Source organism: Ramlibacter tataouinensis, assembly GCF_001580455.1.
GTDB lineage: Bacteria > Pseudomonadota > Gammaproteobacteria > Burkholderiales > Burkholderiaceae_C > Ramlibacter > Ramlibacter tataouinensis_B.
The window spans coordinates 3823307-3832314 of the sequence record NZ_CP010951.1 but is presented as its reverse complement, the minus strand read 5'-3'; the positions used below and the strand labels follow the sequence as shown (position 1 = coordinate 3832314).

14 protein-coding genes are annotated in these 9008 nt (G+C 60.7%); 1 reads left to right on the top strand and 13 read right to left on the bottom strand.

Annotated features, from left to right (window positions below):
- The first annotated feature begins 151 nt into the window (after positions 1–151).
- Positions 152–718, top strand: a complete 567-nt coding sequence (locus UC35_RS17785; protein ID WP_061502043.1) for a dihydrofolate reductase family protein — start codon at positions 152–154, stop codon at positions 716–718.
- On the opposite strand, the gene UC35_RS17780 is transcribed toward UC35_RS17785, so the two are convergent.
- The 13 genes from UC35_RS17780 to UC35_RS17735 form a co-directional block, all read right to left on the bottom strand.
- Positions 715–1146: a GFA family protein gene (locus UC35_RS17780; protein ID WP_061502041.1), complete on the bottom strand. Its 432-nt coding sequence runs from the start codon at positions 1144–1146 to the stop codon at positions 715–717. The genes UC35_RS17785 and UC35_RS17780 overlap by 4 nt on opposite strands.
- 46 nt (positions 1147–1192) lie before the next feature.
- Positions 1193–1978, bottom strand: a complete 786-nt coding sequence (locus tag UC35_RS17775) for a DUF924 family protein (protein WP_061502037.1) — start codon at positions 1976–1978, stop codon at positions 1193–1195.
- A gap of 18 nt (positions 1979–1996) precedes the next feature.
- Entirely contained in the window at positions 1997–2440 is a 444-nt protein-coding gene (locus tag UC35_RS17770) for a YdeI/OmpD-associated family protein (protein ID WP_061502035.1), read from the bottom strand.
- A 27-nt stretch (positions 2441–2467) separates the two neighbouring features.
- Positions 2468–2947: a VOC family protein gene (locus UC35_RS17765; protein ID WP_061502033.1), complete on the bottom strand. Its 480-nt coding sequence runs from the start codon at positions 2945–2947 to the stop codon at positions 2468–2470.
- Between the two features lie 48 nt (positions 2948–2995).
- Positions 2996–3628 carry a DUF938 domain-containing protein gene (locus tag UC35_RS17760; RefSeq protein ID WP_061502028.1) on the bottom strand — a complete coding sequence of 211 codons (633 nt, stop codon included), beginning with the start codon at positions 3626–3628 and terminating at the stop codon, positions 2996–2998.
- Positions 3629–3698: 70 nt separating this feature from the next.
- Positions 3699–4013, bottom strand: a complete 315-nt coding sequence (locus tag UC35_RS23745; protein ID WP_145979527.1) for a hypothetical protein — start codon at positions 4011–4013, stop codon at positions 3699–3701.
- A 63-nt stretch (positions 4014–4076) separates the two neighbouring features.
- Positions 4077–4631, bottom strand: coding sequence for a dihydrofolate reductase family protein (locus UC35_RS17755; RefSeq protein ID WP_061502026.1), 555 nt, complete (start codon positions 4629–4631; stop codon positions 4077–4079).
- A 31-nt stretch (positions 4632–4662) separates the two neighbouring features.
- Complete coding sequence (locus UC35_RS23285) at positions 4663–5262, bottom strand: GNAT family N-acetyltransferase (protein ID WP_082793357.1); 600 nt, start codon at positions 5260–5262, stop codon at positions 4663–4665.
- Positions 5263–5365: 103 nt separating this feature from the next.
- Positions 5366–5854, bottom strand: coding sequence for a GFA family protein (locus UC35_RS23280; RefSeq protein WP_082793356.1), 489 nt, complete (start codon positions 5852–5854; stop codon positions 5366–5368).
- A gap of 190 nt (positions 5855–6044) precedes the next feature.
- On the bottom strand, positions 6045–6242 hold the full coding sequence (locus tag UC35_RS24310; RefSeq protein ID WP_227820365.1) for a hypothetical protein: 198 nt from the start codon (positions 6240–6242) through the stop codon (positions 6045–6047).
- A 791-nt stretch (positions 6243–7033) separates the two neighbouring features.
- Positions 7034–7375, bottom strand: coding sequence for a hypothetical protein (locus UC35_RS17745; RefSeq protein ID WP_061502022.1), 342 nt, complete (start codon positions 7373–7375; stop codon positions 7034–7036).
- Between the two features lie 458 nt (positions 7376–7833).
- On the bottom strand, positions 7834–8352 hold the full coding sequence (locus UC35_RS17740) for a GNAT family N-acetyltransferase (RefSeq protein WP_227820364.1): 519 nt from the start codon (positions 8350–8352) through the stop codon (positions 7834–7836).
- A 112-nt stretch (positions 8353–8464) separates the two neighbouring features.
- Positions 8465–8974, bottom strand: coding sequence for a hypothetical protein (locus UC35_RS17735; RefSeq protein WP_061502018.1), 510 nt, complete (start codon positions 8972–8974; stop codon positions 8465–8467).
- Between the last annotated feature and the right edge of the window lie 34 nt (positions 8975–9008).

The following is a 9008-nucleotide window of genomic DNA, read 5'->3' as shown; positions in this document are numbered from 1 at the left end:
CTAGCGAGCGGAGCGGCACAAGGCCAGCCGCATCGAAGGACTCAGCCGGGCAGTTCGGAATCGGTGCCCTGCTGCTGATGAGCGGCTGTACTCGCCGCGCTGAAACGCGCTTGCGCCTGCTGCAGAATCGCTCGATGCCCATCGCAACGGCATGAAGACCCAGTACTACACCGCGACGAGCCTCGACGGATTCATTGCGACCGAGGACGACTCCCTGGACTGGCTGTTCCCCTTGGGCGACGTGAATGACACGAGCTACCCGTCATTCATTGCCGAAGTGGGCGCGCTCGCCATGGGCTCAAGCACCTACGAGTGGATGCTCCGCCATGCGCTCACCGTCAAGGACCAGATGGGGACGGCCTGGCCCTACGCGCAGCCTACCTGGGTATTCTCCAATAGAACGCTGCCTCCCGTCTCCGGCGCCGACTTGAGGTTCGTGCGCGGCGACGTGCGGCCCGTTCACGAAGCCATGAGAGCGGCCGCCGGTGCGAAGAATCTCTGGATAGTTGGGGGAGGCGACCTGGCGGGACAGTTCTTCGACGCCGGTCTTCTGGATGAGATCATTGTCCAGATCGGGTCCGTGACTCTGGGAAAGGGCAAGCCGCTGTTCCCTCGGCGCCTGACGTCGCCACCACTGCGGCTCATGTCAACAAAGCAGGTGGGAACTGGCTTCGCAGAACTTCGATACGAAGTCTTCCGGGGCAAGGCCGCTGGCTAGTCGCCGCCCTCGATGCCTTCAACCGCGGGAATCCAGTTCCGCTTGCGCCGCGCGAGGCGCGCCTCCTCGCTCTCGCCATCGAAGGAAGCAGGTGCGTGCTTCAGGAGCGACGCATCCACCGACTCGAAGGCATTGACGTTGACCACCGCGTAGGTCCTGCCGTCGATCCGGCTGGTCACGACGGGCACGATGCCGCACCGGGCGCAGACATGGAATCGCGCGGTCTGGGTGCCGAAGGCGTACTTCGACACCAGCAGCGGATCGCCGATGGCGACCTTGAGACGACCGGTGCTGCAGGAGGTCCACACGCCGCCATGCTTGGTGCAAAACGAGCAGCCGCAGGCGCGCGCCGGGATCTCTTTCGGCTCGGGTTCCCATGTGAGCTCGAAAGAAATGTTCCCGCAGTGGCAGCGCCCATTGATCAGCATGGTGACTCCCGGCTGGCGGAATTATCCGGGTGTGGCCCCGGACGTATCAGGCGTCGCCGCGGACGGCCGTGATATGGGTGGGAGGGGCTCGGTCTTGGCAACGTCCGATGTCCAGCTTGCCCCTGTTCCGTGGCATGTTAGTCAAGATCGAACGTAAGGGTGACCGGTGACTTGCGCCGGGAGCGCTCGGACGCCGCAAGAGGTCCGTGTTGACTAGAGCCATTGGCCAACCGCCTTGGTAGGCGAGGTATTCCGCTTCCTCGGGCGTCGTCTGGCGACCCAAGGTCGCGTTGCGGTGAGGGAAGCGCCCGAAACGGGCAATCACGTCGTAGTGGCGGCGCGCCCAATCGACGCTATCGACATAGGCCTTCTGCAATGCCGGCTGTTTCGTTACGGCCATGATCGCGTGACGCTGCGCGAGATCAACCGCCATGCGCTGTGCGGCCAAGTCCTCCGCATGCCGAAATGGCATCGCCGCGAACAAGTGTTCCGTGAGATCGAAGCCGTTGAACTTCCCGGACGCGTAGCCCTCGCGAGCCAGCTCCAGGCCCAGTACATCTGCGCCGAAGGCTTCGGCCTTACCTCGATACACGTTGCGCGAGAACTGATCGATCAAGAGGATCAGGGCCAGCGTCCCGTGCGGCGAGGACTTCCAGCCATCGAGTTCGCGCTTTCGCGCCTGCTCGAGGAGTTGGCCAAAACGATCAGTGATGATGCGATCGAGTTCGGGGCTCGCCTCGAAGAACCACCTTTTCCAGGCCGCTTCGCTCTCAGAGGCGGTCGTGGGTTTGGGCTCGAGCCAGAATGTGAGGATTGAGTCGATGTCGTTCATGGCGTCCCTGCCCTCCCTTCAGGTTGTACCTTGTTGGAGTTGTTTGGCCAACTTGGCAAGGCGTCGTTGGCGTGTTTCAGGTGTCTTGGCATCGACCAAGGACCGGATGTGTTTCTGCTTGAGGCCAAACGCCAAGCGAGTAAACGCGGCGCGGAGAGAGGGATCGGCGTCCAATGCTTCTTTCAAGTCCGGGGGCTCCGTCACTTCTCTGGGAACGTCGTCCAATTCAAGGATGACGTCGACGGTTTCCCCACTGGCGATGCCGGCTGCCGCCCTGTTGGCGGCACTGATGCCGACCAAGCATTGACCTCGCATCAGGGCGATACGGGTTCGCCACGTATGCCCGTTGATGGAGACAGAGATCGGCGGTCTGGCCCCGGCGCCCAGGGCCTCGACGGCGGCTTTCGGAATCTCGACGGCTGTCGCATTGCCGGACGGAATGACTTTGCACGTGAACTTCATGTCGGGCGGGGCTCCCTGTAGTGCGGTCTAGGATTGCCGCTGAGACATGGGATTCTCTCGGGATGTCTGCTGCCCAAGCTGTTGAGCAAGTCCGATGAGAAGTCCTTCGGGCCCCCGGATGTAGCAAAGCCGGTACATGTCTTCATACTGGACCACTTCGCCGACGAGCTTTGCACCGCGTTTGCCGAGCCGGGCGAGCGTATCGTCGATGTCCTCCACGGTAAACATGACGCGCAGGTAGCCGAGAGCATTTACTGGGGCGCTGCGGTGATCGGCGACCACGGGCGGCGCGAGGAAACGGGACATCTCGAGCCGGTTGTGACCGTCCGGCGTACGCATCATGGCAATCTCGACGCGCATGCCGTGCAGTCCAGTAACGCCATCTGCCCAGTCTCCTTCGATTGGGGCGCGCCCCTCGAGCTCGAGACCAAGTTCGGTGAAGAACTCAATGGCAGCATCAATGTCTTCCACCACGATGCCGACGTTGTCCATACGTTTGACCGTCATGATGCATCCTTGCAACGCCGCCGGCGGCACGTCCGCTCGACCATATGGTCAGCCTTCACGTCGCCGGAATACCAGACTGAAGTTGTTGGCTGGCATCTGAATAGTCTCGGCCAGAATGAACCCCGTGCCAGTGGCCACGTCTGACACAGCTTCCAGGTCACGAAGGCCCCACTCGGGATTGTGCGCACGAAGATCAAGATCGAACTGCGCGTTGCTCTGCGAGGTGTGGCCACCGAAACGACGGTACGGTCCGTATAAGAACAGAACGTCCTGCGTCGAAAGCAAGACCTTCGCGCCTTCGAACAAGGCCAGCGTCGCCGACCACGGAGCGACGTGAATCATGTTGATCGCCACCACCGCATTCGCCGTTTGCAACGGCCACGGGTGCTTGGTCACATCAAGGTCAATCGGCCCATTGACGTTGGCCCGGCGCTCCTCCTGAATGCGCAGGGCAATAGACTCGCGAAGTTCCGCGTCCGGATCGGACGGCTGCCAGGTGAGGTCTGGGAGCGCCGCGGCGAAATGCATGACATGCTGTCCGGTGCCGCTGGCGACCTCCAAGACCAGGCCGCGGCTCGGTAGAACCCGCGCAAGTACGCCAAGGATTGGGTCCTTGTTGCGTTCCGCCGCTGGTATGGACCATTTCCCGTCGGCTGTCTTTTCGCCTCGTTGCTTAAGCATCGCACTGATCCTTTAAAGCTAACGTTGGAATTCAGCGGACGACGCCGTAGGGGTCCGGTGAAATGACCTATTAGAGCTTGCTTGCACTGCCGTTCCCTTTATCTTCAGGTGCGGGCTCTTTCGCGCCCCAAATCCAGGCTTCCAGCTTCCATAGGGGGCGCAGTACGAGAAACCAGATGCAGACGGGCCAAAGAAGCAGCGCTGTCTTGGTTTCCATCCAATCAAGCGACGCAAATGGAGAGGCCCAAGGCGGATCTGGATAGCACTCGCCTTTCTGACATCCCAACGCAGTGGAAACCTCTGCAAAGATCTCATGCAAATCCAATGGAATTGTGGCAATCCAGAGCCACCAAAGCCATACAAAAATCGAGCTGAGGTACTTCACGAGTTCTAACGCCTGAGTTGAGCCGCGCCGCGAAGCGGCGTCGGCTTGAATGAATTATTAGCCTCACTCGCGCCGGTAGTGAATGGCGACCGCGCCGCTGCGGAGCGGCCTCACGGAGACCAGATCGAGCCGTCGCGTGCTGGGCAGCCCGCTCTGGTACAGGGTCGGGCCGTGGCCGGCAATCCTAGGGTGGACGAGGAACATGTACTCGTCGATCAGATCCAGCCGATCTAGCTCGGTCGCGAGCTTGCCGCTACCAAGGAGCACACCGGCCGGAGTCGAGTCCTTCAGCTTCTGCACCCCCGTGCGAAGGTCACCGGCGATGTGGTGGGTATTGGTCCACGGAAAGTCCTTTCGCGTCGACGACACCACGTACTTCGGCTTAGTCCCCAACTTGACCGCCCACTCTCGGATCGCCGGCTGCGCCTCCACGTCGCCTCGGGCGACCGCCGGCCAGTAGCTCTCCATCATCTCGTAGGTAACGCGGCCAAACAGCATCGCCCCGCTTTCGTCCATGAGGCGGGTGAAGAAGGCGTGTGTCTCGTCGTCGGAGATCCCCTCCCGGTGGTCGACGCAACCGTCGAGGGTGACGTTGATGCTGAAGGTCAAAAGTCCCATGACTGCGAATTCCTCGTGGGAGGGTTGGGCGTCATTGCTCGGTGCGCGAGGGGCCTGGTTGCAGTTCCTTGCCTACCCAGACACTACCGTCACCGTCTGTTCGAACAACGGTGAATCCCGCTGCAAGGTACATCGCGAGAGGCCCGAAGTGGTTCTCGGCACTGTCTTTCGCGCTGGGACGCGGATTCGCCTCAGCGACGTGGAGGCCTTGCGCTTTGAGATGCTCGCATGCCGCTTCGAGCAAAGCTGATGCGACCCCGCGGCCCCGGGCGCTTGGCGCTACGAGAAAGCAAAGAATCGTGCCGACCCGCCCCGGATTCGCGAGCGGTTCGGCGTCGAGCGCGTGGAGTAGCTGCCGCGGCGCTGCATTGCACCAACCGACAACCTGACCCTCGTTGTACGCGAGGAGGCCTTGCATTTCACCATCGGCGATGCGGTGGCTTGCGCACTCGCGGTTCTGCGCCGCTGTTCGACTGGCCCATGTGATCTTCGAGTGATCTTCGTAAAAGCATTGGCAGTAGCAAGACGACCACCTCGGGTTGTCGCTGAAGGCTTCGCCCTCGAAGAAGGCCATGAAATCCGCAAGTCGAGCCGGCGACAGGGGGTGGATTTCGATCGTGGTGGCAGTCATGCAGGCCTTGGAGGCAAGGGCATCCTATGACGCCCAACGTTCGACATGAGCGGCAGGCGAATGGCAGCGAAGCCGCCTTTCGCCTGCCCCCTCGATGCACGGGTTACGCATCGCTGTTCTGCCGTGCCATGACCGGCGTTTCGTACCTTACGGCTTCCTCTGCCTGGCCATCGAGTGACGCCCGCGCTCTGGCAAAGCAATCGACTCCCGCTGGCAAGGCCACACCAGTTTGAGCGGAGCGAGTCCAAATGTGGCTTGTGACTTCGACTGCGTTCGGGTCGTCATAGCAACCGCGGGAGATGGCGCGAATGTCCGGCCAGCGCTCGAAGGTAAGCCCGACTGTCGTTCCACACGATGGACAAAAGTGAACAAAGACCTTCTTCTTGCTGCCGTCTGACAGGTGCTCGTACCGGCGAAGCTCCTCTTCATTGAAGCTCACCGCGTCGAGCGGAAAAATGGACTCAGCGTAGAAGGATGTACCCGTCATGCGTTGGCAGAACGTGCAGTGACAGGCAAGCGTCCGTAGCGGCGCCTGACTCGCGGTAAACCTAACCTTGCCGCAGAGGCAACCGCCTTTCAGTACGTTTGACATGGGGATACCTGAAGTGCTGATGCGTGGGGCGTAGACGCGATCTGCGTGCGATGCCTAACGTTTGGGCTGAGCGGCCGGAACCGGCGAGGCGTTTGGCCGCGAGGCGCAGGATAAGCCAGAGCGCCTCGCGGCCCAAGTGCCTTGCCGGTGGCGGTCCGCACGAGCAAAGGGTTAGGCGTCTTCATACCGCCTAGAGCTTCTCGCTCCAGTGAAAGTGATGAATGACACGATGCAGGATTGGCGTGAACACCAGTGCTGCAGTGCCGATGAAGACCAGACCTGCATAGAGAGCATAGATGCCGGCGAAGAGCTTCCCGCCTTCTGTCTGTGGCGGATTGACCGGACCCATGCCGCCCAGGAGCATGGCTGAGTTTAGGAATGCATCCATCCAAGAAAGATGCTCAAGCTGAACGTACCCGACCATGCCAGCGCCCAACGACACTAGAAGCAGGCAGCTTGCCAGCCCAAGATGAACGCCCAGTCGCAGAGCGAAGCTTGCGCGAGGTATGGGCGGCTGACTCTTGGACTCGTACATGACGCTACGGAGGTGTTGGTGAGACGTCTAACGTAGAGGTGAGCGGACGCCGTAGGCGATCCGCTCGACTGGCCAGTTAAGTTGCATTGGCGCGCCTCGCTAGCAACGGGTGCCCAGGTGGAGCAAGTTCCGCCACCGCCCGCACGAACTCCGGCGACTCACAGATCGATCTTGGAACTCGGATGGTCATGAATGGAAGAGGGATACCCATTTCGTCCATTTTTCCCACCAAATACACCGGAACTGACCTTGTGTGCGGAATGAAAGCTCCATTGATGGTTTCCCACTTCAGACGCCGGCGGACTACCAGGAGAGTGCGACCCTCCATGCCACCCTGGGACACTCTGACCCAAACTCGGCGCCGCGCCAAATGGACCAATGCGGCACAAACAATCAGCACAGGAACGCTACCAACAAGGGCCGCGGCTAGCGAGAGCTTTGCCAGCAACATTCCAAGAATTGAGAGATGCAGAAAGATCAACGCGTGCAGGTATTGCCGAGGTGCTCCGTTGGGCACGCGAAACTCATACACGTTGCTCGACTCCATGCGACTTAACGTCGGAGTTGACCGGCAACCAAGGAACAGGAGCGGCGCAGCCGCGGACGCCCTTGAGTGTCCGTGTCGAACGACCTGTTAGAGCGCTTCATCCATTGCCCCTGAGAAGGTGATCAAGACCAACACAGGCGACAACCTGCACGATGAATGCGGCTGCCACCGAAAGAAAGTAGCGTACCTGCAGATCGGCTTCGAAGGAACTCCACGGCTGCGAGCCCGGGACCGCTTCTCCAGACAGTGCCACACCCTGAAGGGGACGCAAGTGCCACCAGAACGAGACAACGCCGAGCGCAATTGCGCTCACCACCGCGACCGCAAGGAACAGTGCACGACGGCCCTCAACACCGGGCCACGCGAAGACGTATGCCAAGCACACAGCCAAGGGCACCAGCACTGCGACGGCGAAACTACCAACAATCCCGAAAGGCATGACTATGACCCTGCGCTCTAACGTTGAAGTTGACCGGCCGGCAGTGGCATTGCACAGCGAGGCGTATGCTCACCTGCACGCCTCGCTGCGCAATGCCGCTGCGTGTCCGTGTCGAACGACCTGTTAGAGCGCATCACCTGAGCTCCCGAAATAGTGCCACGACCAAGCAACTTCCGGCCAGTATCGACCAAAGCCACACGACTTCGCCAGGAGCCCCTAGACCGTAAAGGCGGTGCCACGACTGGCGCCGCAATTGCTCTGAGACGGGCACCCCCGCGACAGACTCTCCCCGTTCTTTCGCCTCCACCTCATACGGCGCATTGTGTGGTGGCCTACCCATACGCCAAGCATCGATCGCCAGGAACCCAAAGGCAGCAGCTGCGACGAGGAGCAACAGCGTCATGCGATCTAACGTCGGAATTCAGTGGACGCCGTAGCCGGTCCGCTGCAATGACTTGTTAGAGCTCATCTTCTACGTCACCTCTCAAAATGGACTTGCTCATGATGACGCTCGAGTAGTTCGTGTGGGGCCGCCAGTCTGCTTCCCCAACCACTTCATAACCCCACCGCCGATACATTGCAATGAGGCTCACTGCCGGCTGCGCCGTGTCTAGGGCCATTGTGACCGCTCCGTGGTCCCGAGCATGCTTGACCGCCCGTTCATGCAATTGGCGACCCAAGCCATTGCCCTTCAACTCCGGATGGACCGCGTACTGCCCGATTGACCACGTGCCCGGATCACGATAGATCTGCACGGGCGATGCGGGCTGCGGTGGTCTAACGGTGATGGTGCCGACGAATCGACCGTTCAGTTCCGCGACGAAACCGTGACCTGCCGCGAAGCGGGTGCGTGTATCTTCAACGGTCTGGTGCGTACCCCAGTAACGCAAGCCACGCTCGGCCTGTGGTGCATACGCGGCGTGAATGAGAGCAGTGAGCGCCACGAGATCATCGCTCGGGTCGAGGGCACGGATCAAAGTCTGACTTGGCACAATGAGCTCTAACGTAGAAGTAACCGGCGACTAGCGCCAGGATCTCGCGAAGCGGGCGTACGCCGCAAGACGTCCGCGTTGACTGCCATGTTAGAGCTCACCTCTCCAGGTCTCCAGTGGAGTCGGAGGATGAGACTGCGAACGTGGCAAAGGAGTCCGACTTCAGAATGAGCGTCGCGGCGAGAACCAATTGGAAGACGATGACTGCCATGTCGACTTTCGCATCGGCGTTGAACGCTTCTATGGCGGGGGCAGAGCCTGTCACAACTGCCATGCGAAAGACGTACCAAGCAGCGGTAGGCAGTGTCTTCACAAATAGCCATAGGCCAAGCAGACAGGCTCCCGCACGGGCGATCTCGATAGCGCCGGCGGACAGTGCATTGGATTGGGTTGTACGCGGCAACAGGCGATGTGCCACCACCATTGGAAAGAACCAAAGTACCGCCGATCCGACGAGATAGGCGACTCCCATGCCGATCCCCAAGCCCTTTGGCGCCCCCTCTGGGAGTTGCGTGCTGAGAATGGCAGTGATCGTCCCAATGCTGGTCAGCGCCAGCCAGAGAGCGAACAGACGGACCCCAAGCCCTACGAGTTGTTGTGGCGTCATGTTGTGAGCCTTAACATTGGAGATAGTCGGGGCC

What these genes read in the sequence shown, in the direction of transcription:
- UC35_RS17785 (WP_061502043.1), top strand. Translation starts at nt 152, where the DNA reads ATGAAGACCCAGTACTACACCGCGACGAGCCTCGACGGATTCATTGCG.
- UC35_RS17780 (WP_061502041.1), bottom strand. Translation starts at nt 1,146, where the DNA reads ATGCTGATCAATGGGCGCTGCCACTGCGGGAACATTTCTTTCGAGCTC.
- UC35_RS17775 (WP_061502037.1), bottom strand. Translation starts at nt 1,978, where the DNA reads ATGAACGACATCGACTCAATCCTCACATTCTGGCTCGAGCCCAAACCC.
- UC35_RS17770 (WP_061502035.1), bottom strand. Translation starts at nt 2,440, where the DNA reads ATGAAGTTCACGTGCAAAGTCATTCCGTCCGGCAATGCGACAGCCGTC.
- UC35_RS17765 (WP_061502033.1), bottom strand. Translation starts at nt 2,947, where the DNA reads ATGACGGTCAAACGTATGGACAACGTCGGCATCGTGGTGGAAGACATT.
- UC35_RS17760 (WP_061502028.1), bottom strand. Translation starts at nt 3,628, where the DNA reads ATGCTTAAGCAACGAGGCGAAAAGACAGCCGACGGGAAATGGTCCATA.
- UC35_RS17755 (WP_061502026.1), bottom strand. Translation starts at nt 4,631, where the DNA reads ATGGGACTTTTGACCTTCAGCATCAACGTCACCCTCGACGGTTGCGTC.
- UC35_RS23285 (WP_082793357.1), bottom strand. Translation starts at nt 5,262, where the DNA reads ATGACTGCCACCACGATCGAAATCCACCCCCTGTCGCCGGCTCGACTT.
- UC35_RS23280 (WP_082793356.1), bottom strand. Translation starts at nt 5,854, where the DNA reads ATGTCAAACGTACTGAAAGGCGGTTGCCTCTGCGGCAAGGTTAGGTTT.
- UC35_RS24310 (WP_227820365.1), bottom strand. Translation starts at nt 6,242, where the DNA reads ATGGATGCATTCCTAAACTCAGCCATGCTCCTGGGCGGCATGGGTCCG.
- UC35_RS17745 (WP_061502022.1), bottom strand. Translation starts at nt 7,375, where the DNA reads ATGCCTTTCGGGATTGTTGGTAGTTTCGCCGTCGCAGTGCTGGTGCCC.
- UC35_RS17735 (WP_061502018.1), bottom strand. Translation starts at nt 8,974, where the DNA reads ATGACGCCACAACAACTCGTAGGGCTTGGGGTCCGTCTGTTCGCTCTC.